The 21,198-nt window shown below is 63.2% G+C and carries 17 protein-coding genes; 9 read left to right on the top strand and 8 right to left on the bottom strand.

The annotated features are described in order from the left end of the window. Positions 1 to 33: 33 nt before the first annotated feature. The 4 genes from WFR25_RS03005 to htpX form a co-directional block, all read right to left on the bottom strand. Positions 34 to 1,824: a heparinase II/III family protein gene (locus WFR25_RS03005; RefSeq protein WP_336968385.1), complete on the bottom strand. Its 1,791-nt coding sequence runs from the start codon at positions 1,822 to 1,824 to the stop codon at positions 34 to 36. Then, entirely contained in the window at positions 1,821 to 2,483 is a 663-nt protein-coding gene (gene rpe / locus WFR25_RS03010; protein ID WP_336968387.1) for a ribulose-phosphate 3-epimerase, read from the bottom strand. Before rpe ends, WFR25_RS03005 begins: the two co-directional genes overlap by 4 nt. A gap of 66 nt (positions 2,484 to 2,549) precedes the next feature. Further along, a complete protein-coding gene (locus WFR25_RS03015; protein ID WP_336968390.1) occupies positions 2,550 to 3,836 on the bottom strand; it encodes an RsmB/NOP family class I SAM-dependent RNA methyltransferase in 1,287 nt (428 codons plus the stop codon). Between the two features lie 44 nt (positions 3,837 to 3,880). Further along, entirely contained in the window at positions 3,881 to 4,804 is a 924-nt protein-coding gene (htpX, locus tag WFR25_RS03020) for a zinc metalloprotease HtpX (protein ID WP_336968392.1), read from the bottom strand. A gap of 88 nt (positions 4,805 to 4,892) precedes the next feature. Between htpX and WFR25_RS03025 the strand changes: the two genes are divergently transcribed. From WFR25_RS03025 to WFR25_RS03040, 4 genes are all read left to right on the top strand, one after another. Beyond that, the gene (locus WFR25_RS03025) at positions 4,893 to 5,066 is read left to right on the top strand and encodes a DUF1674 domain-containing protein (protein ID WP_336968393.1); all 174 of its coding nucleotides are present in this window, start codon (positions 4,893 to 4,895) and stop codon (positions 5,064 to 5,066) included. 221 nt (positions 5,067 to 5,287) lie between these two features. Further along, on the top strand, positions 5,288 to 5,725 hold the full coding sequence (locus tag WFR25_RS03030; RefSeq protein WP_336968395.1) for a hypothetical protein: 438 nt from the start codon (positions 5,288 to 5,290) through the stop codon (positions 5,723 to 5,725). 170 nt (positions 5,726 to 5,895) lie between these two features. Beyond that, positions 5,896 to 6,774: a UTP--glucose-1-phosphate uridylyltransferase gene (locus WFR25_RS03035; RefSeq protein WP_336968397.1), complete on the top strand. Its 879-nt coding sequence runs from the start codon at positions 5,896 to 5,898 to the stop codon at positions 6,772 to 6,774. Positions 6,775 to 6,838: 64 nt separating this feature from the next. Then, positions 6,839 to 7,255: a VOC family protein gene (locus WFR25_RS03040; RefSeq protein ID WP_336968400.1), complete on the top strand. Its 417-nt coding sequence runs from the start codon at positions 6,839 to 6,841 to the stop codon at positions 7,253 to 7,255. 118 nt (positions 7,256 to 7,373) lie between these two features. Here WFR25_RS03040 and WFR25_RS03045 read toward each other — a convergent pair whose 3' ends face one another. The 4 genes from WFR25_RS03045 to WFR25_RS03060 form a co-directional block, all read right to left on the bottom strand. Further along, positions 7,374 to 9,401: a glycoside hydrolase family 97 protein gene (locus tag WFR25_RS03045; protein WP_336968401.1), complete on the bottom strand. Its 2,028-nt coding sequence runs from the start codon at positions 9,399 to 9,401 to the stop codon at positions 7,374 to 7,376. 17 nt (positions 9,402 to 9,418) lie between these two features. Continuing rightward, entirely contained in the window at positions 9,419 to 11,047 is a 1,629-nt protein-coding gene (locus WFR25_RS03050) for an alpha-glucosidase (RefSeq protein WP_336968403.1), read from the bottom strand. Further along, on the bottom strand, positions 11,044 to 12,861 hold the full coding sequence (locus WFR25_RS03055) for an alpha-amylase family glycosyl hydrolase (RefSeq protein WP_336968406.1): 1,818 nt from the start codon (positions 12,859 to 12,861) through the stop codon (positions 11,044 to 11,046). The genes WFR25_RS03050 and WFR25_RS03055 overlap by 4 nt, the downstream gene beginning before the upstream one ends. 111 nt (positions 12,862 to 12,972) lie before the next feature. After that, a complete protein-coding gene (locus WFR25_RS03060) occupies positions 12,973 to 15,753 on the bottom strand; it encodes a TonB-dependent receptor (protein WP_336968408.1) in 2,781 nt (926 codons plus the stop codon). A gap of 319 nt (positions 15,754 to 16,072) precedes the next feature. Between WFR25_RS03060 and WFR25_RS03065 the strand changes: the two genes are divergently transcribed. From WFR25_RS03065 to WFR25_RS03085, 5 genes are all read left to right on the top strand, one after another. Next, positions 16,073 to 17,101 (top strand): LacI family DNA-binding transcriptional regulator, encoded by a 1,029-nt coding sequence (locus WFR25_RS03065; protein WP_336974635.1) that lies wholly within the window; start codon positions 16,073 to 16,075, stop codon positions 17,099 to 17,101. Between the two features lie 101 nt (positions 17,102 to 17,202). Further along, a complete protein-coding gene (locus WFR25_RS03070; protein ID WP_336968410.1) occupies positions 17,203 to 18,687 on the top strand; it encodes an MFS transporter in 1,485 nt (494 codons plus the stop codon). Positions 18,688 to 18,968: 281 nt separating this feature from the next. After that, positions 18,969 to 19,163 (top strand): hypothetical protein, encoded by a 195-nt coding sequence (locus WFR25_RS03075; protein ID WP_336968412.1) that lies wholly within the window; start codon positions 18,969 to 18,971, stop codon positions 19,161 to 19,163. Positions 19,164 to 19,189: 26 nt separating this feature from the next. Beyond that, positions 19,190 to 20,599, top strand: a complete 1,410-nt coding sequence (locus WFR25_RS03080; protein ID WP_336968415.1) for a sensor histidine kinase — start codon at positions 19,190 to 19,192, stop codon at positions 20,597 to 20,599. Beyond that, positions 20,596 to 21,180 carry a response regulator transcription factor gene (locus WFR25_RS03085; RefSeq protein WP_336968416.1) on the top strand — a complete coding sequence of 195 codons (585 nt, stop codon included), beginning with the start codon at positions 20,596 to 20,598 and terminating at the stop codon, positions 21,178 to 21,180. The genes WFR25_RS03080 and WFR25_RS03085 overlap by 4 nt, the downstream gene beginning before the upstream one ends. Positions 21,181 to 21,198 lie beyond the last annotated feature (18 nt).

Raw genomic sequence — 21,198 nt, forward strand, 5'->3', positions numbered from 1 at the left:
TGGGCAGCAGAAAGTTGAGCGCCCCCTAGCGGATCATCCCACCCGCTTCAACAGCCAGCCGATGCTGGAGCCGCCGGGCAGGGCCTCGTGGCTGACGACCAGTTGCTGGGTGGCGTGGGGTCGCCCATCGGCATCGACCCACAGGCTGTCTTCGATCGTCAGCTTGCCCGCGCCAGCACGAAACTGCCACAGCGCCCCCAGTTCGATCCGCAACAGCGCGCCCTGCCCATCGGCGGTCGGGGTCGGTTCTACGCCGGGGGCCAGATGGAAACGGATCTGCAACGGCAGCCGCTGGGGCTTACGACGGCGGACAGCGGGGGTCAGCATATCCTCACCCCGTATCTCCTTGCCGTCGCCGCTCATCAGCAGCAGGCGGCGATGGACATAACCCATGCGCCGGACATAGCCGTCGTGGGAGAGGTCGAGGCGACTGCCGCTCTCCAGTTCCTGCCGGTTCAGTTCCACTTCGGTCACACCGCGCCCCAGCGTGCCGTCGGGCAGCAACGCGGTCGAATTGGTGTCGTCCAGTATCAGCGTACTGTGCGCCGCCGTCGTCCGCAGCCCCTGCGCCAGATCGGCAGGAATCCATGCACCTTCCAGCGTCGCGCCGCCGCAACTGATGATGAGGCGATGGAGGCCGTCGCTGACCTCGATCGCGCCGGTCGATGCGCAGCCTGCCTCCGCCACCCGCGCGATCGGTGGGGGCGCGGCGTCGACCTGGATGATGGTCGATCCTGCGGCAAGCCGCTGATAGCCCCAATCGCGCGCCTGCCGCAGCGGGCGGGTCCGCACCCGGCTGGCATTGACGATCGCCTGTACCTGCTCGGGCGGAATCGCACCTGCGCCCTGCCAATTGCCAAGGCCGCCGTCGCCATGGGTGAGGCCCAGCAGGGCGGGCACCGCTCGCGCCAGCGCTTCGTTGAGGAAAGTGGGGATTTGTTCGCGGCGCACGTCATACACCGCTGCCAGCATCGACAGCAGCATGATCGCTTCGGCCTGCGCCATCGGAGAGCGCGAAATGATGCCGCCATCGCCGTGGAACCCGCTGTCGATCGCGCGGCGTAGCCCTGCCTCGCCGAATACCTTGCGCGCCGCGCCGCCGGGGATCAGCAGCGACGCCGCGACGACTCCGCTCCAGGCGATCAGGCGCGGCAGGCCCAGTGGTGCTTTTTCAGCCCCGCGGTCCAGATGCCGGGCCGTGCGCGCGATGCAGTTGAGCACCAGCGAGCGATAGACGAGGTCGCTGGACGACAGGATCAGCGGCGCATAGGCCGTCCAGAACAACAACCGCCATCCCGCATTGTCCGCGCGCCACGCGGGTTCGCTGGGAGTGTCGGCATGGGCGGACAGCCAATTGCGCATCACGCTTTCGGCGATGGGTGCGCCCTGCTCGCGACCGCCTGCGGTAGCGAGATCGCGCAGCCAGCGGAAGCTGTGGAGATGATCCGCGATAGCAGGAGGCAAGGTGGACCCGGCAAAATCCAGCGTATCGAGCGGCTGACGGGTGCCTCGGAACAGGAAATAACCTGCGCGTATCGCCTGACCCGCCCGTGCGTCGCCGGGCATGGCGTCGTCGGGCACTGCCAGCAGCTTCAGCGGATATTTGCCCTTAAGGTGGCGGCCATGCAGCGGCGTGCGCCAGCTTAGCAGATAGAAGCGGTTGGCGATCCGTTCGGCGAGCGACAGCCCCTTGTCATCCGCCAGGCGGATAAGGCTCTTGCCCTGCTCGATCCCGTTTTCCGATCCGTTTTCAGCCCCGCTTTCAGGCGCGGCATCGCCGGGGGTCGAGGTGGGCCGTTTGGGGATGCGCCGAAAGTCGTTCACCCGCCCCGTAGCCTCCGGATATTATCGGCATAGGCGTCCGCCCCGCCCTTGAAGGTCGCGGTGCCTGCAACCAGCACGTCCGCACCCGCCGCGATCGCGCGGGGTGCGGTATTGATGTCGATCCCGCCATCGACTTGCAGGCGGATGTCCCGGCCGCTCTTGTCGATCATTTTGCGGATGGCTTCGATCTTGCGAAGCTGGTTCTCGATGAAGCTCTGTCCGCCAAAGCCCGGATTGACGCTCATCACCAATATGAGGTCCAGATCATCGATCAGATAATCCAGCATCTTGGCCGGGGTGCCGGGGTTCAGCACCACGCCTGCCATCACGCCCAGCGACTTGATATGCTGCACGGTGCGATGGATATGCGGTCCGGCCTCTGGGTGGACGGTAATGATGTCGGCCCCCGCCTGCGCAAAGGCGTCCAGATAGACATCGACCGGAGAGATCATCAGATGGACGTCGAACGGCTTTTTCGTGTGTGGGCGCAACGCTTTGACCACCGCCGGGCCGATGGTGATGTTGGGCACGAAATGCCCGTCCATCACGTCGATATGGATCCAGTCGCACCCGGCTTCGTCGATGGCGCGAACCTCCTCGCCCAGACGGGCGAAGTCGGCGGAGAGGATGGACGGTGCGATGCGGATAAGGTCGGTCATTAACGCTTGGCCTTAGCCGTGCGAATCAGGCGGCGCAATATCTCAAACGCGGCTTATCCCCAGCTTTCAGGCGCGAACGAATCGGGCGATGAAAAAGCCGTCGACGCCGCCCTTGTCAGCGAGGGTGTCGGGCAGGGTCCGCACCCACCCCTCGGCCGTGGGAGAAATCCCCTGCGGCAGTTCGTCCGGCGAGGGTGGCGACAGGCGGAAGTCGTTGCGGGCGCTCATAAATTGCCTGACCTGATCCTCACCCTCCGCCTGCTCCAGCGAGCAGGTGGCATAGAGAAGCGTGCCGCCGGGCTTCACCCAATCGGCGGCGCGCGCCAGCAATTGAGCCTGCAACTCTGCCAGCTCGTTTATTTGCCGTGGTCCGATCCGGTGCAGCACATCGGGATGACGGCGATAGATGCCGGTCGCGGTGCAGGGGGCGTCGAGCAGCACCGCGTCGGCAGGCTGGTCGGGCGTCCATTGGCGCAAATCCGCCGCGACGGTCGCCACGGACAGGCCTGTGCGTTCCAGATTTTGTTTCATCCGCGTCAGGCGCTTGGCCGACTGGTCCACCGCCGTCACTGCCCATCCGGCGGCGGCCAACTGCATCGTCTTGCCGCCGGGTGCGGCGCACAGGTCCAGCACGGAACGGTCATTGCCCGCGCCCAACAGGCGAGCGGGCAGCGATGCGGCCAGATCCTGCACCCACCACTCACCCTCGACAAAGCCGGGCAGTTCGGTAACGGCGCCATGATCGGGCAGGCGGACATGACCGGAATACAGACTCTCTCCGCCCAGCGCCTGCGCCCAATGCGCGGTCTGGCCCGCATCGCACAGCGAAACATCGACTGGCGGTCGCACCGCAAAGGCGGTGGCGGCCTGATCTGGCATGGCTTCACCCCACTGGTCGCCCCAGCGTTCGGCCACGCCCGCCGGAAGTGTCGGTGGCACTGGTAGCACCGCGCCGCCGCGCGTCACCGTGCCGAACACGCCATGGACCAGCTTGCGCGGGCCACCATCGACCAGCGGCAGGGCGGTTGCGATCGCCGCATGGGCGGGAGTGCCCAGCACCAGCGTCTGGACCAGGGCGATGCGCAGCACCATCCGCGCCTTGGCATCGTCGGGCAGGGGCTTGGCGGTGGCCCCGTCGATCAGCGCGTCCAGATCAGGCAGATGGCGCAGCGTCTCCGCCGCGATCATGTGCACCAGCGCCCGGTCGGCCCGGTCCGGCAAGCCCTGCGTCGCGCCATGCAGCGCCAGTTCCAGCGGTTCGCCCCTGCGCAACACGGCGTCCAATAGTCTGAGAGCAGATCGCCGCGCAGGCAGGCCGGGAACATCGTCGGGTCGGGGAGAAAGGCTGGTCATGGCCCGGGCCTAGGGCATTTCGCGATCAGGCGCAAAGGCGCGCTTCAGTCCCGCCTTAGCGGGTCGAGGGCGCTGGATCGGCGACGGGGCGGTGTAGGATGTGCCGACAGCGCTGACGGGGGTGATGCGGGAGCGGCCCCCATTTCGAGAGCGATCGCCTCCAGCGCCGCAATCCGGCTTTCGGTCGCGGGGTGGGTGGAGAAGAGCTGGCTCACCTGCGTTGGCACGATATAAAGCTGCGCCGCGGCTGGATTACGTTCCGCCACCGGATTGGGAATCCGCGCGGCTTGCCCCGAAATCTTGGCAAGGGCAGAGGCAAGCGCGCGGGGATGGCCACTAATCTCCGCACCGGCCCGATCCGCGCCATATTCGCGCGTGCGGCTGATCGCCATCTGCACAATGATCGCGGCAAAGGGCGCCACGATCACTGCCGCCAGACTGGCGAGCATATTATGATTCTGGTTATCGCCGCCGCCGCGAAAGAAAAGGCCGAAATTGGCGAGCATCGAAATGGCGCCCGCGATCGTCGCGACCATCGTCATGATCAGGGTGTCGCGATTCTTCACATGGCCCAGTTCATGCGCCATCACGCCCGCAATCTCCTCGCGCGTCAGCATGTCGAGTAGGCCCGTGGTGGCGGCCACGGCGGCATGATCGGGGTCGCGCCCGGTGGCAAAGGCATTGGGATGCGGCTCGTCGATCAGATAGACGCGCGGCATGGGCAGGCCCGCCCGCTCGGCCAGTTGCCGCACCAGACCGTGGAAATCGGGGGCGCTGATCGCGTCCACCTCCCGCGCATTATGCATCCGCAGCACGATCTTGTCGGCATTCCAGAAGGTGAACAGGTTCATGCCCGCCGCCACCAGCAGCGCAATCACCGCACCGCCGCTGCCGCCCAGCGTATAGCCCAATGCCATGAACAGCGCCGTCAGCGCTGCCAGCAGCATCATCGTCTTCATCCCGTTCACTTGCACTTTGCTCCTTTGCCGCCCAGATAGCCGGTCATGCATGAATGTGGGGTTGCCCGGTGCAGCCTGCAATTGGAAAGGCAAGATAATGGGCATCTATCAGGGCAAGCGACCCGCGCATGTGAAGGCGCCCGCGCACCTCTCCAAAAACCCGCCGGTGCCCCAGCCTGACCCCATAGACCAGCAACCCGTTCTGGACGAAGAACTCAGCCCCGTTCGCTATGGCGATTGGGAGCGAAAGGGAATCGCGATAGATTTCTGATGTTTGGTTAAGATTTCGGGGTTGATGCCGGTCGAGCCATCAACGGTTCGTCCAGTATTTTGCACGGCCCACGATATGCCGTGCCCAATGTGCGAGCGTCCGCATGCACGCAACGGTTCGTCTCTAGCCTCCCGCAGCGCGAATGTGACACGAGGAGTCATATAAGACTTTCGGGTAAGAGCTTTCGGGGCGCGTACATGAATTTGGCACATGATATCAGCATGAAATCGGCAACGGACTATACGCCGGAGGACGCGGCGTTGCTCTGCGGCGTCGGGCGCCTTGTCTGTGCATGGAGCATGCTGGAACAGAGCCTGGAGGCAAAGATCGGGATGCTGCGCGAGGCGATGGGCGATGTGCGTACCGTGGGCGCGCGCACTCGGCCCAGCATGGCAAAGCTGATGACGGAATTGCGGACGATGGTGGCCATGCGCGATCGGCGCAACGCCAGCGCACTGCACGAAATTGCGGCGATCGAGCGCGACATGCAACGGATAGACCGATTTCGTGCGCTCATCGTATCGGGCTTTCAGGAGCCGGAACCGGGTGGCTTTGCTTGCCGCGATGGGCGTAACAATCGCCTCCACGTCTCGCTTGGGCAATTGGATGGAGAGATCACCGCGCTTGAGGATGTAGGGAACCGGCTGCTCGCCGTCTAAATCCCCTACGTCCCGCTTGACCTTTTTCGCAACTGCGGCAAATTACTGCTGAATGTAGCGAAATCCTGCCGTCCCGTACCTATTACCGTAACATCTTTCGGGCATCGGCGACGATGCCTCCTGGGCTACCTCTGCGCAGGTCGCCTGTCCCCTCAAGCGAATGGAGCGTTATGCCGAAAAGCCCGATCCGCAAGGCCATCTTCCCCGTCGCGGGGCTTGGCACCCGGTTCCTTCCCGCGACCAAGGCTGTCCCCAAGGAACTGCTGCCCATCGTCGATAGGCCCCTGATCCAATATGCCGTCGATGAAGCGATCGAGGCGGGGATCGAGCAGATGATCTTCGTCACCGGACGGGGCAAGGGCGCGATCGAGGATTATTTCGACATCGCCTTTGAATGCGAAGTGACCCAGCGCGAACGGGGCAAGGACTTGTCGGCGCTGGAAGGCACACGTCTCGCGCCCGGCAAGGCGGTGTTTCTGCGGCAGCAGGAGCCGCTCGGCCTGGGCCACGCCATCTGGTGCGCACGCGATATCATCGGTGACGAACCCTTCGCGATCCTGCTGCCTGACGAGTTTATGAAGGGCGCACCGGGCGCGGGCTGCATGAAGCAGATGGTCGATGCCTATGACAAGGTTGGCGGCAATCTGGTCTGCGCGCTTGAAATCCCGATGGAGCAAACGCCCAGCTATGGCGTGATCGACCCCGGCGCCCGCGATGGCGCGCTGACGGAGGTCAAGGGCCTGGTCGAAAAGCCCGCTGCTGGCACGGCCCCCTCCAATCTCATCCTGCCGGGCCGCTATATCCTCCAGCCGGAGGTGATGAATATCCTGGAAACGCAGGAAAAGGGCGCAGGTGGCGAGATTCAGCTTACCGACGCAATGGCCGCACTGATCGGCAGGCAAGCTTTTCACGGCGTTACTTTCGATGGTCGTCGTTTCGACTGTGGTTCCAAGGCGGGCTATATCGAGGCGAATCTGGCGCTTGCGCTGGAACGCGCGGACATCGGCGCGCATATTCGCGAATTTGCGAAAGCTGAACTGGCGGGCTGATGGCGGGTCACTCGGCTGCCCTCGCCCCTTGCCGGGCGGGGGCGGCAGGGATATAATATGTGGCATGGCCGTGTCGCTCAATCACACGATCGTTCATGCGCGCGACAGCGATGCCAGCGCGGCTTTTCTGGCGGGAATGATGAATCTTCCCGCCCCATCCACGCTCGGGCCTTTTGTGGTCGTGCAGGTCGGCGAAACCTCGCTGGACTTCCTTCAGACGGATGAAGTCATCCACCCGAACCATTTCGCCTTTCTGGTATCGGAAGAGGAGTTCAGCACCATCTTCGACCGCATACGGGCCGCAGGCCTTCGCTATTGGGCCGATCCGTTTCATCAGCAGCCGGGACAAATCAATCATTGGGATGACGGACGAGGCGTCTATTTCGACGATCCCAACGGCCATATATTGGAAATCCTGACTCGCCCCTATGGCAGCGGTGGGCTGGATGCCGCCCATCCCAACCCGCTACTTTTGAGCTAGGGGTCGCCCATCCAACAGGGACGCACAATCCCTTTCCATCGTCGTTGGCCGCGCAGTGCTCGCGCGGGGGATGACCAAAGCCCTTCTCTCAACTTGAGTGGAAGAGGGGCAGGGACCGTCAGGGTGCGACGAAACGAATGGCCTGACCGCCGCCGGGGGCGAGGATCAGCGAAAGCCGATCCCCCTGCTTCACCTTGCGCGTTTCGATCGCATAATGATGGCGCGTATCGGTGCGATAATTTGTGTCGGCGGTGTCGCGGTAGATCTGGGCGGTGTAGGTCTTGCCCCGATCGAGGAAGTCAAGCGTCACGTCGAGCGTGCGGGCCGTTTCGTCCGTACCAGCGCCCAGATACCAGTCAGCGCTGTTGCGGTCCTTGCGTGCGATGGTGACATAGTCGCCAATCTCGCCGTTCAACACGCGGCTGTCCTCCCAGTCGGTCGGGACATCCTTGATGAACTGAAAAGGCTTCATCAGCTTCGCATAATGTTCGGGCAGGTCGGCCGCCATCTGGATCGGGCTGTAGAGCAGCACATAAAGGGCAAGTTGCCGCGCCACGGTCGATTGCAACGGCTGGCCGCGCCCTTCAAGGGAGAGGACGCCCGGCGTATAATCCATCGGTCCCGCCAGCATCCGGGTGAAGACCAGGTTGATCTCATGCTCAGGCGGATTGGGGGGTGAACCCCAGGCATTATATTCCATGCCACGCGCGCCTTCGCGCGCGACCCAGTTGGGATAGGTGCGGCGCAGACCCGTATCCTTGATCGGTTCGTGCGCGTTGACGGCGATGTGATGCCTTGCCGCTTCCATCACGACCTTCAGGTGATGGCGCACGCTGGCCTGACCGTCATGCCATTCATAATGGATCTGGCCATCGGCGCCGCGCACTTTGGCCCCGCCCGCGTCGGCGACATAGCCGGTCTTCACACTGTCGATGCCTAGCCGCTGATAGAGGTTGAGCGCCGGGGTCAGGTGATCCTCATAATGGGCCATGTTGCCGGAAGTTTCGTGATGGCCGATCAGGTGAACGCCGTTGCGCGCGGCATAACGGCTCAATCCCTCAATATCGAAATCGGGGTAAGGTTCGGTGAAGCTGAAGGAGGAGCCGTCGGCGAACCAGTCGCCATCCCATCCCTTGTTCCAGCCCTCGACCAGCACCCCGCGAAAGCCGTTCTTCGCGGCGAAGTCGATATAATGTTTCGTGTTGGCGGTGGTCGCGCCATGCTTGGGGCCGGAAGCCCATGTCTCCGTGTCGAGATGCAGTCCCCACCAGACACCGACATATTTATAGGGCTTCACCCAACTGACATCGCCGAGTTTGTTCGGATCGTTGAGGTTCAGGATCAGGCTGGAATCGGCTAGGCCGCCTGCCGTGTCGCTGATCTGGATCGTGCGCCAGGGCGTGTCGAACGCGCCGCTCCGCACGACCTTGGCCCCGCCGGACGAGGGAGAGAGGGTGGCGCGGAAACGCAGCCCCTCGACATGGGTGAGGCACATCGCCGAATAATCGACCAATGCCGCTTCATGGAAGGCGATATGCAGGCCGGTGTCGAGCTTCATGGTGATCGGTGTATGGGCGCGACCGACCTCGCTGATAGGCGTGCGGTTGTAGAGATATTCGTAGCGGTTCCACTCACCCGCCGGAATCCACCAGGCGGTGCCGTCCTGGGCGAGGTTGAACTCGGTCAACTCATCGCCGATGTTCGCGGTTTTGAGGGTGGGCTGGTCGGGGAAGGCATAGCGGAAGCCGATGCCGTCATCATAGACGCGGAAGACGATGCCAAGCGAACGGCCCAGCGCGGTCTTTTCCTTCAGGTCCACGCGTAACTGGGTGTAGCGGTTGCGGATGCTGCGGCGTTCGCCCCAAGGCTGCTCCCATGTCTCGTCGCTGCTGGTCGTCGTCTGGGTCGCCAGGGTCAGGTTGCGCTCCAGCTTGGGCGCGTTGGTCAGCAGGAAACCCAGGCGAGAGGGGGCGATGATGGGTTTTCCATCACGCGTTACGGCATAGGTCGGGCGGCCATCCTTGTCGAGGTCGAGCGACACCGCGATCCGTTGATCGGGGGAGGTCGCCTGCGCCACGATTTCGGCGGAGGCGGGCGCAGTGAAAACCGCCAGCGGCAACGCCAGCGTGCAGAGGCTGTATTTCATGAGGCGGAAAACTCCGTTCAGTTGACCTGTTGCAGGACGATCCCGCCCATCGGCGGCAAATGACCGATGGTGGCGTCGTTCACGCTCTCCGCCACCGTCCAGATATCCAGTTCGTCCGGGGTCCAGTCGAGCGGATCGGCGCCGAAATTGAAGGCGCAGAGCATCGTCTGATTGCCATGGCGCCGCTCGAATGCCAGCAGCGTGTCGGTGGCGGTGATGATCTCCATCGACCCGATGCGCAGCGCCGCATGGGCGTTGCGGGTGGCGAGCAGGCGGCGGGTAAGAGTCAGCATCGAATGCGGGTCGCCCTCCTGACGATCCACTGCCAGCGCAGCATGATCGGGACCGAAGGGGAGCCAGGGATCGCGGCTGCCAAAGCCCAGGTCCGGAGCATCCCCCTTCCACGGCATGGGGGTGCGTGCGCCGTCACGGCTCAGTGTCAGCGGCCAGTTGGCGATCGCCTCGGGATCTTGCAGCTTCTCGAACGGAATATCGACCTGCGTCATGTTCAGTTCTTCTCCATAATAGAGGAAGATATTGCCGCGCAGGCAGGTCAGCAGCAGCATCTTCATCGCGCCAAAGGCGGGCCGCGCGTCCGGCGTCGTCCAGCGGGAGATGGCGCGCGGCGCATCGTGATTTTCAAACGCCCAGCTTGGCCAGCCAAGACCCGGCGTGTCGGGCCACAGGGCGACGGTGTCGGCGACCATGGCGGGCGTCAGCGCGTCGGCATAGAGGAAGTCGAAGCCGTAGGCGCTGTTGAAACGGCTGGCGCCTTGGGTGAACAGCTTCATCTCCCGCTCGGCATTATCGCCGCCAACCTCGGCCACGGTGAAGCGCGCGCCATATTCGTCGGTCAGGGATCGAAGCCGTTCGATGAATTTAGGGATGTCGGCGTGGCTCTGATTGTAGATTTTGAGCTGGAAGTCGAACGGGCGGGTGGGCAGTTTGGCCGTGACGGGTGCAGGTGGATTATCGCGGAAATCGAGGTCATGCATCGCGAAGTTTATCGCATCCACGCGAAAACCATCGACGCCCCGGTCCAGCCAGAAACGCGCGGCGTCCAGCAGAGCCTGCTGCACGGCGGGGCTGTGGACGTTGAGCTGGGGCTGGGACTCCAGGAAATTGTGCAGATAATATTGGCGACGGCGGCCATTCCAGCGCCAGGCGGGGCCGCCGAATACCGATTGCCAGTTGCTGGGCGGGGAGCCATCGGGCTTGGCGTCGGCCCAGACATACCAGTCGGCCTTGCCATTGTCGCGGGATGCGCGGCTCTCGACGAACCAGGGATGCTGGTCGGAGGTATGGGCATAGACCTGATCGATGATGACGCGCAGGCCCAGCGCATGCGCGCGCGCGATCAGCGCGTCGAAATCATCAAGCGTGCCGAAAATCGGATCGACCCCGCAATAGTCCGACACGTCATAGCCGAAATCCTTCATCGGCGACGGGAAGAAGGGGGACAGCCAGATGGCGTCCACGCCCAGCGAGGCGACATGGTCGAGATGGGCTGTGATGCCGGCCAGATCGCCGATGCCATCGCCATTCGCATCGCCAAAACTGCGCGGATAGATTTGGTAGATGGCGGCCCCGCGCCACCATATAACGGCGGGGTCGGCTTGGGCAAGGATTTCGGGCGCAGGGGTCATTGAACGGCTCCGCAGACGAGAGTGCCAAGGGCGGGAATAGTGAGCGCCAGCGTGCCGGGCGCCGTGGGATGGACAGGGCAGTCGCCGATCAAGGGAACGAAAGCGGAGGAGGCAGGGTCCACCTCCACATTGCCGGAGAAGGGCGTGATCGCGGTGTTGAACGCGATCATCAGTTCGCGGCCCGTTTGCGGGTCTATCCGGGAAACGGCGAACAGGCCGGGCTTGTCCGAATAGTTGCGGACGATCTGCGCGCCGCGACGCAGGGCGGGTTGCGCCGCGCGAAGCTTCGCGAGGGTCGCGATGGTGCGGTAGAGCGGGTGGCTGGCGGTGAAATTTTCGCTCGCGGTGGTGTCTTTGGTGCCGAGCAGGCGGTTGTCATTATAGACCGCCACTTTGCTGGCGAACATATCCTCGCGCGCGTCCTGATCGTTGCCGTCGCCGGTGAAGCCCTGCTCGTCACCCGAATAGATGGTGGGGACGCCGCGCAGCAGCAGCAGCATGGCATGGGCCAATTGCGTGCGCTTGAGGATTTCGTCGTCGCTGGCTTGTGGCAGCGCCTTGCGCGCATAATAAGCGAAGCGGCCATTGTCGTGATTGGAGATGAAGGTCGGCAGGCGATTGGCGGCGGCGCTGCCGCCTTCATAAAGCGGATCGCCGAAGAACAGGCGTTCGAACCTGTCCGTGCCCTGCTCGCCGCCCACCGCCTGGATGATCGCGGCGCGAAAGGCGAAGTCGAGGACCGCGGGTAGCTTGTCGACGCGGGTATGGACCGCCAACGTGCCCGGCTCCATCGCGTCCTGCGAAACCTCGCCGAAAATGTGGAAGTTGGGGATGCCCCTCGCCTTGGCGCGGTCCAGCATGGCGGGAACGAAGGCGGCCCAGAACTGCGGGTTGACATGGCGGGCGGTGTCGATGCGGAAGCCGTCGACGCCGAAATCGTCGATCCACTGACTGAAAATGTCGATCATCCCCTGCACCACGCGCGGGTTTTCGGTCATCAGGTCGTCGAGACCGACAAAATCGCCCATCGTCGCGCTTTCCCCGGTGAAGGTGGTGTTGCCGCGATTATGATAGAGAATGGGATCGTTGAGCCAGGCCGGAGTCTTGGCCTTTTCCTCCCCCTTCGGCAGATAGGGTGTGTAAGCGAAGCGAGGATCGGTGAGCTTGCCGAAATTGTCGGCGGTCTGGATCCGGTCGCCTGCAAAGCCGCCATTGATCGCCGCACCAGCCGCACCGCCGCGCCGCTGATAGGGATAGTCCGCGCGCGAGCGATAGGGGCAGGCGGACTGGTCCGCGCATTCCCGATAGGCAATGACGTCGGCCGTATGGTTGGCAATGATGTCCATATAGACCTTCATGCCACGTTGATGGGCGGCGTCCACCAAAGCCTTCATGTCCGCATTGGTGCCGAAATGCGGATCGACGCGGGTGAAGTCGGTGATCCAATAGCCATGATAGCCCGCCGATTCCTCGCCCGGCGCGCCCTGCACCGGCTTGTTCTTGAAAATCGGGCCAAGCCAGATGGCGGTGGCGCCAAGAGTCTGGATATAGTCGAGGCGCTTTATCAGCCCCTTGAGGTCGCCGCCGTGGAAGAAACCCTTGGCCGTGGGATCATAGCCGGTCTTGAGCCGGTCGCCCTTCAGCCCGCCGCGATCATTGGCTGGATCGCCATTTTCGAAACGGTCGGGAAGGAGGAAATAGATCGTTTCATCCTCCGGCAGACGCTGGCGATAGCTGTCCGGCGAGGGCGCGGTCTGCGCCTGCGCGGGCAGCGCGAGCAGAAGGGCAAGGGCGGTGAGCGGAGCGCGAAGCATCGGGCGACTATCCTTTGGAAATCGGCGGCTGTGCAATGGGGTGCGTGCAGGCGCCCGCAGGCCTGGATGACCTGTCCGCGTGCAGGCGGACGGGTCATCCAAGCCGGTCGATCAGAACTTGAAGCTCGCGCCTGCAAGGAAGCGGCGACCATAGCTCTGATAATCGATCACTTCACCGGGCGAACCCGGATTGGTGGTGGTGAAGGGCTGGTCCGTCAGATTCTGACCCTGGATGAACAGGGAGAGGCCGTGGAGCGCGCTGCCTTCCTGGAAGTCATAGCCGACTTGCGCATCGACGATCGTCTCGCCTGCTGCCCGTCGACGGGTACGCGCCGCGCCGAAGCCCGACAGTTCGCCGATGAAGGTTGAACGATAGCGAACCGAACCACGGGCGGAGAAGCCCCATTTCTCGAAATAGGCCGTGCCGTTCAGCACCCACTTCGAATAGCCCGGCAGATCGCGGGAGTCCGCGCCCGGCGTGGGAGCGATCTGCGTCTTTGTATAGGAGCCGCTGCCCGTGACACCAAAGCCGTCCAGCGCCTGCGTAATGGCGGAGAAGGGCAGGGTGCCCGCCAGTTCGATACCGTACAGCTTGCCACCCTTGCCATTCACCGGGATTTCCAGTCGGCCGACAGGCAGGATCGTCACGCCATTGCCGGGGTTGGACAGTGCCAGTCCGGCGACGTCGAAGGACTGGTCGAGCGTGTAGATGTAGCTTTTCAGATCCTTGAAAAACAACTGGGCGGCGATGTAACCTTGATGCCCGAAATATTTCTCGAATGTCAGGTCGACCGCATTGGCGCGCCACGGACGCAGGGTCGGGTTGCCGCTCTTGCCGGTGACCAGCGCAGTATTGCCCTGGATGTTGAACTCATAGCTGAGCGAGGCGCGCATGTCGTCCAGGCGCGGACGGATAATTTCCCGCGCGGCGGACAGGCGGATGACCAGATCGCCCGCCGTCCGCAGCGACAGGTTCACGCTGGGCAGCACGTCGAGATAGTCGACGCTGGACCGGCGCGCAGTGCCCACGATGTTGGGCGATCCATTGGCGTTGGTGCCCTGCTGGGTCGCGGTGGCGCCGTTGCTGTTCTGGTCGGTCCAGTTCGCTTGCACACCAAAATTGCCTGTCAGGGTCGCCGATCCCAGTTCGGCGTCGATATTGCCCTGGGCATAAGCGGTCATCACCTTTTCGGCGATGTCGTAGGATTTGACGACGACGTCGCCATAGGGGTTCTTCACCAGCTTGTAGATGCCAGCGTCCAACAGATCGCGCGGATCGTAGCTGATGACCGGGCCAAGGCCCAGAAAGTCGAGATTGGTGGTGCCCTTGCGATACTGTTCGGGAACCGGCGTGCTGGTGAGGCCGTCGGTGTTGGCGACGATACCGAGGAAGGCTTCGTCGGGCGTCAGCGACTTGGTGCGGTCGGTATAGTTGAGGCCGACCTGGACGCTGCGCAGGAAGCCGTTGTCCATCTCCCTTTCGATATCCAGGCGATATTGGCGCAGTTCGTCCTTGATCAGGCGGTTGTTGTAATAGCCGTCCTGACCGTTGAGGATCGAGGAGCCATCCGGCGCGATCTGGGTTCCACCCCAGCCCAGCGGACTGGTCAACTTGATGAGGTTATAGTCGCCATAGTTGAGTGTCGGGCTGAAAAAGGTACCCTTCGATCCGCTGATGAAGCCGATCGAATCTTTCAGCCCCACATTCTCACCGCGCCCGGTGCCGGCATTGCTTTCCAGCACCAGTTCGTTGCGGTCGGTCTTTGACAGGCTGAGGTCCAGCGTGACGTTCCAGCCGTCGTCGCCCTTCCACGCGCCGTTCCAGCCGAAGGAATAGAGCTTTGCCCTGCGCTCGAACACATCGTTGCGGACCACGCCTTCGACATTGTTGAAGGTGCCAGCCGTGACGAAGCCGTTGGCGACGGTCGCGCCCGTCAGCGTCACCAGATTATTGCCGAAGGCGAGCGGCAGTTCGACGCCGCGCTTGATCTGATCGTCCTTGAAATCCGAATAGAAACCATCGAAGCTGGTCGTGAAATTGGGTGAGGGGCGCCATTCCAGCGTACCCTGAAGACCAAGGCGGGTGAGGTTGGTGGAGGTGACGTAGGATTTCGATCCGCCGATGACCTTCGGGCTGGCGGCGGTGCCGTCGCCTGCATAGCCCCAGGCGTTGAATTCCTGGATCTGATAGGGTTCGTCCAGATAGCTGGCCGAGAGTGCGATGCCGATCGTGTCGTTGGCGAACTGGTCGACATAGCTGGCGTTGACGCGATAGCCCTTGTCCTTTGACCCGGCGTTGAGCTTGCCAAGGTCGGCATAGGTGCCGCGTGCGCCGACCGAAATCGTCCGGTCCTTGTGATCGAGCGGGCGGATGGTGCGAAGGTCGACGGTGCCCGACAGACCCTGACCGATCAGGCTGGCCATCGGCGTCTTGTAGACCAGCACCTGGCTGACGACTTCGGACGGATATTGGTCATATTCGACGGCGCGGTTGTCGCCGGTCGATGTCTGCTCGCGGCCGTTCAGCAGCGTGGTGGAGAAGTCGGGCGCAAAGCCGCGGATCGAGATGGCGTTGGAGCGGCCCGATACGCGTTGCGAGGTGAGGCCGGGGAGGCGGGTGATGGATTCGGCGATCGAGGCGTCGGGCAGCTTGCCGATATCCTCGGCGGAGATGGACTCGACGACCTGATCGCGCTCCTTCTTGGCGATGACGGCATTTTCAAGGGCGGCGCGGAAGCCGGTGACGACGATTGCCTGGCTGTCGTCAACAGGAGCGGCGGCTTCCTGCGGGATGCTGGTCTGGGCATGGGCGCTGCCAATGGCGAGCGCGCCGGCAAGAGCCGCGATGCTGGTCGATCGCGACAGGATCGCTGAGATACGAATGCTGGTCATTGGTCTTTTCCTCCCCTGTGCTTCAACGCGGTGGGCGGCGCTCTGATCGGCGCCGGTTCCCCGCGATGAAGGCAAGTCACTGCCCGTCGTCGCCATGTCCTGTTGAACGGCGGCGACCCGTGAGGCCTCTTTGCGCTGCCCGCCCCGGCAGCGGCAACGAACGTGCATACGAATACATGATGGCTGGCGTTGTGCGTGATGCCCTGTTGCAACAGCATTGTTGCAGCCGGGATGCAGCAATTTGCGCGGGGACATGTGATCTGGCATGACGGGCGGGCCGCATCGCGTGGCACGTAAGAGAGGCAGCGAGCCAGACGCCATGCATCCGCCGCGAAAGGCCACGTCCTTCGACATCGCGCAACTGGCCGGGGTTTCGCAGCCAACCGTGTCGCGCGCGCTGCGTGGCCATGCGTCGATCAGCGAGGAAACACGCAAGCGGATCGAGGCGATTGCCCATCAACTAAACTATAAGGTGGACAAGAACGCCTCCAGCCTGCGCAGCCAGCGATCCAACACGCTGGCACTGCTGTTTTTTGAAGACCCGACGCCAGACGGGTCGCACATCAACCCCTTTTTCCTGTCGATGGTGGGATCGATCACACGGGCCTGCGCGCGGCGGGGGTTCGATCTGCTGATATCCTTCCAGCAATTTTCACAGGACTGGCATACGGAATATGAGGATAGCCGCAAGGCTGACGGCATCATCCTGCTGGGCTATGGCGATTATGAGCAGACCCGCAGCAAGCTGGAGTTGCTGGTTTCCCAGGGCACGCATTTCGTGCTGTGGGGATCGAGCAAGGATGGTCAGCCGGGCGTTACCGTGGGCTGCGACAACCGGCAGGGTGGCGAGGATGCGACCGTGCATTTGATGGCGGGTGGGCGGCGGCGGATCGCCTTCATCGGCACGGCGACACGCCATTATCCGGAGTTCTTCTCCCGCTGGCGCGGCTATGCCGACGCGCATGAGGCGGCCGGGCGGGCCATCGACCCGGCGCTGCATCGCGAGGCGCTGAATTTCGAGGAAGATGGCTATGGCGCGGCGCAGACGCTGCTGAGCGCAGGCGCTGGCTTCGACGCGATCATGTGCGCCAGCGACACGATCGCGTTGGGGGCGATGCGGGCGTTGCAGGAGGCGGGGCGCAGGATACCGCAGGACGTCGCGGTGGTCGGGTTCGATGATATTCCCACGGCCCGCGTGTCCAGTCCTCCACTGAGCAGCGTAGTGCAGGATCAGCGACTGGCCGGCGACGTGCTGGTCGATACGCTGGTCCGGCAGATAGAGGGCGGCAAGGCGAGCGATACGGTGCTGCCGGTGCGGTTGGTGGTTCGGCAGTCTTCGGAAGGCTGATCGAACAGTTTTCCTGTGATGCATTCACGCATACGAATACGCAGTTCCCTTGGACCTCCGGGCGGGCCAAGCAGCACGCAACAGAACAGATAGGGAGCGTGATGGAGATGGAGAAGCCCCGGCAGGGATTTGGCGGCCTGTGGAATATTTCCTTCGGCTTTTTCGGCATCCAGATCGGTTTCGCGCTGCAAAACGCCAATATGAGCCGCATCTTCCAGTCGCTGGGCGAATCGCTCGATGATTTGCCGCTGCTGTGGGTGGCCGCGCCGCTGACCGGCCTGCTGGTCCAGCCGATCATCGGCCACTATAGCGATCGCACATGGGGGCGGTTCGGGCGGCGGCGGCCTTATTTTTTGGCCGGGGCGTTGTTGTCCGCCATCGCGTTACTGCTGATGCCCAGTGCGCCGGGGCTGTGGTTCGCGGTCTTCACGCTGTGGATATTGGACGCGTCGCTCAATGTGTCGATGGAGCCGTTTCGCGCCTTTGTCGGGGATATGCTGGGGAAGGACCAGCATACGGCGGGCTATGCGTTCCAGACTGCTTTCATCGGCGCAGGAGCGGTAGTTGGGTCGGCCACGCCCTGGCTGCTGGACCAGTTGGGCGTGTCCAATGCGGTGGCGGGAAACGGGATTCCCGATACGGTTCGCTACAGCTTTTATCTGGGGGCCGGGGCGTTGCTGGCGGCGGTGCTGTGGACGGTGCTGACGACGCGCGAATATGATCCGGATACGCTGGCGCGCTATCATGCAGGAACCGAGGAAGAGGTCAGCGCCGCGCCGCCCGCCGGGGTGGGTGCTGTCGCACCCTGGCTGGTCGCGGGCGCGCTGGTGATCGTCGGTGTGCGCGGGCTGGGGCTTGAAAAGGAACTCTATCTGCTGGGCGAGTTGCTGATCGCCTTTGGCCTGGCGCGGCTGGGAACGGCGATGCTGGTGCGGACGGGGCGGAGGGATAATCTGCTCAGCCATATCGTCGGCGATTTTTCAGGGATGCCGGACACGATGAAGCGATTGGCGCTGGTGCAGTTCTTTAGCTGGTCGGCGCTGTTCATCATGTGGATCTACACGACGCCGGTGGTGGCCCAATATATGTTCGGGTCGGCTGATCCGCAGTCGGCGGCATTCAACGTTGGCGGCAATTGGGTCGGCATATTGTTCGCGGTCTATAATGGTGTGGCGGCGTTGTTTGCGATGGCCGTATTGCCGCATATTGCGGCCCGGTTGGGACGAGTGCGGACCCATGCCCTCTGTCTGATCGCCGGATCGATGGGGTTCGGGTCCTTCCTTCTGATCCGTGATCCACATTGGCTGATCCTGTCCGAAGTCGGCATCGGCATTGCCTGGGCCTCCATCCTGTCGATGCCCTACGCCATCCTGGCCGCCACCCTGCCGCAGACAAAGCTGGGCGTTTATATGGGCCTTTTCAATATCTTCGTGGTCATGCCGCAGCTATTGGTCGCGACCGTCATGGGCAGCGTCCTGCGGGCTTTCTTCCCCACTGAACCCATCTGGACGATGGCCTGCGCGGCGGCGGTGCTGGCGCTTGCCGCCCTGGCGATGCTGCGTGTGGCAGAGCCGGACGGGGCCTGACCCCGCCGGTTTCTTTGATAGAGCCGCTCTCGCCGGGATCGCACCCTTCTGACGCAGGCAGGTCGGGAAGTCCGGGCGGCGTGGGTCGCATACGCCGCCCGGGTCCATCCCACAGCGCTTCGATGAGGAAGCAATCGGCGAGAAGCGAACAAGTGATCGGTAGCCACCCTATCCTGGGCCGCGCCATCCGGGAAAAACCCGGTGACTATAATGATGTCCGGGGATGTCCGGGAATTTCCCGGCTATGTTCAGCCAAGCGTTTTTGCCAGAAGGGGATCGCAATGGCTGTTCTTCCTTATGCCCAATCAGCCAGCCTGCGCCGCTGGGGACGCCTTCCGCATGGCTCCGACTGGTCGATATTGCTATTATATGGCATCGGTTTCGCTCTGGCGCACTGGGTCGCCGCGGCCTGGGGCGGCGAAGGCTTCTACTCTGTCTGGTTTCCTGCGGCGGGCCTGCGGCGGGCCTGCGGCTGACGCTGTTTTGGTACGTCGGTTCCAGATTGACGCCTGCCACGGCGCTGGTCGAGGTTATCGTCAATATCCTTGATGGCGGCGTTCATATTGGATCACCTGATCTGATCCTGGAAATCATCGGCGTGATACGGCCCACATTTGCTTACGGGATCGCGGTGGCGTTCACCCGGTGGCTGTCGGGCGGTGTTCGCGCCAGCATATTATTGCCGCCCATGCCGTTTGGCCTTGCAACGATCGTCGCGCCTCTCCTCGCCGCAATCGCGGCCCTTTCGGAACTCCTGATCCGACCGGACATGATCGGTGTCACCGATGCTCGCAGCATCATGCTCGCTCTGACGGCGTTCACGGTTGGCGATCTTCTGGGCGTGCTTGTGGTGGCGCCCCCGCTCCTATGGCTGATCGATGTGGCGACGGGTCGCACGGCGCTACCGCGCACCTTGCCTGCTTTGGCGGTAGTGGCTGAAGCCATGCTGGTACTGACGTGCGGCATGCTGTTCGCGGGTGTTCTACAGTGGCTGGGCTTCCGTCCACAGCCCATGCCGCTGGCACTGGCCGTCGCCTGGATCGGACTGCGGTTTGGGCGCAGTGCTGCGTGGGGGGCTATGATGGTGGTGGTCCTGCTACTGCTGCCGCATACGGCGGGGGCGATCGGTACGATGGAGCGGTTGCAAATCCACCTCGGTCTCGCGACGGTTATGGTTGTCGGCTATCTGGCGGGCAGTTTCGCCGATGCGCAGACGCGCGCCCGCGCCGATCTGGCGCGGCGCGATCGGCTGCTGTTCCAGGCCGAGCGCCTCAAGACATTACGGGCCATGTCGGTGGCCGTGATTCATGAGATCAGCCAGCCGCTCTCGACCCTGGCGATTGAAGCCCGACACCTCCACGCAATAACCGGGGATGCCGATCCGGACATCGCCGCAAGCGCGGCCCTGATCGACCGCAAGGCTGAAGCGCTGTCCACATTGGTACGGCGGCTGCGCCGCTTTGGCGGCAGGACTGTCGATGAACCCACGCCATTGCCGCTGACTGTCCTGATTGACAGCGTCATATCGGTCGTTTCGTCCGAGGCGAAGGCAGCAGGAACAGCTTTGGTGTTACCGACGGTGAATCCCGACCTGGTTGTGATGGCGCAGGAAGTGGAACTGGTGCAGGCGCTGGTCAACCTGCTGCGTAATGCAATCCAGGCAAGCCATGGCGGACGCGTAACGCTGACCGTGTCGCAGGACGCGATGCAGGTGCGGCTGACCATATCGAACCCGGTAGCTCCTGACCGATTGCCGCAACCGGGAATGGGTGTGGGGACTCTGGTCGCCCGGGCAATTTTGGTGGCCCACGGCGGAACATTGACACGGGACACGGATGATCAGGGCATCGTGCATGCTCGACTGGCTCTGCCACGCATTGCGGAGGCGGCCATGACTGGAGACGATTTATGACGGACAGCCCTGCCGCGACTGTCTATGTCGTGGATGACGATCGCGATCTGGGGGGCAGCGTGGCCCGATTGCTGATCCGCAATGGCTATGCCGCCGAACCCTTTCTGGATCCTGCCCTGCTGCTTGATGTCTATACGCAGGCGCCCGCCCATTGCGTGATTACCGATGTGATGATGGGGGATCTGGATGGCTTCGGCTTTGCCGATCAGTTGCGCGTGCTTGATACCGGCGTCGCGATCATCTTCATGACAGCGTGGCCGACCACCGCCAATGCGGTCGATTCCGTGCGGCACTATGGCGGTCTCGACTATCTTGAAAAGCCCTTGGACGAAGCGCGACTGCTCGCCGCCGTGGCCGAGGGCGTCGCCTGGTCGCTTGAGCGCCGACACCAGCAGTCGCGGACCGCGGCCTTGACGCCCCGCGAACGACAGGTGTTTGATCTTCTGGTGCAGGGGTACAGCACCAAGATGATGGCGGGAGCGTTGACGCTTAGTCCCAAAACTATCGAAGATCATCGTGCAGCCATAATGGCAAAAACGGGTGCAAACGGACTTGCCCAGTTGATAGCGCTCGCTGGATAGCCTGCATGCATGGCAGCT

The organism is Sphingobium aromaticiconvertens (genome assembly GCF_037154075.1).
GTDB lineage: Bacteria > Pseudomonadota > Alphaproteobacteria > Sphingomonadales > Sphingomonadaceae > Sphingobium > Sphingobium aromaticiconvertens.

Coding starts and splice junctions, on each gene's coding strand:
- rpe (WP_336968387.1), bottom strand. CDS start 2,483: ATGACCGACCTTATCCGCATCGCACCGTCCATCCTCTCCGCCGACTTC.
- WFR25_RS03015 (WP_336968390.1), bottom strand. CDS start 3,836: ATGACCAGCCTTTCTCCCCGACCCGACGATGTTCCCGGCCTGCCTGCG.
- WFR25_RS03025 (WP_336968393.1), top strand. CDS start 4,893: ATGGGCATCTATCAGGGCAAGCGACCCGCGCATGTGAAGGCGCCCGCG.
- WFR25_RS03030 (WP_336968395.1), top strand. CDS start 5,288: ATGAAATCGGCAACGGACTATACGCCGGAGGACGCGGCGTTGCTCTGC.
- WFR25_RS03035 (WP_336968397.1), top strand. CDS start 5,896: ATGCCGAAAAGCCCGATCCGCAAGGCCATCTTCCCCGTCGCGGGGCTT.
- WFR25_RS03040 (WP_336968400.1), top strand. CDS start 6,839: ATGGCCGTGTCGCTCAATCACACGATCGTTCATGCGCGCGACAGCGAT.
- WFR25_RS03045 (WP_336968401.1), bottom strand. CDS start 9,401: ATGAAATACAGCCTCTGCACGCTGGCGTTGCCGCTGGCGGTTTTCACT.
- WFR25_RS03050 (WP_336968403.1), bottom strand. CDS start 11,047: ATGACCCCTGCGCCCGAAATCCTTGCCCAAGCCGACCCCGCCGTTATA.
- WFR25_RS03055 (WP_336968406.1), bottom strand. CDS start 12,861: ATGCTTCGCGCTCCGCTCACCGCCCTTGCCCTTCTGCTCGCGCTGCCC.
- WFR25_RS03060 (WP_336968408.1), bottom strand. CDS start 15,753: ATGACCAGCATTCGTATCTCAGCGATCCTGTCGCGATCGACCAGCATC.
- WFR25_RS03065 (WP_336974635.1), top strand. CDS start 16,073: ATGCATCCGCCGCGAAAGGCCACGTCCTTCGACATCGCGCAACTGGCC.
- WFR25_RS03070 (WP_336968410.1), top strand. CDS start 17,203: ATGGAGATGGAGAAGCCCCGGCAGGGATTTGGCGGCCTGTGGAATATT.
- WFR25_RS03075 (WP_336968412.1), top strand. CDS start 18,969: ATGGCTGTTCTTCCTTATGCCCAATCAGCCAGCCTGCGCCGCTGGGGA.
- WFR25_RS03085 (WP_336968416.1), top strand. CDS start 20,596: ATGACGGACAGCCCTGCCGCGACTGTCTATGTCGTGGATGACGATCGC.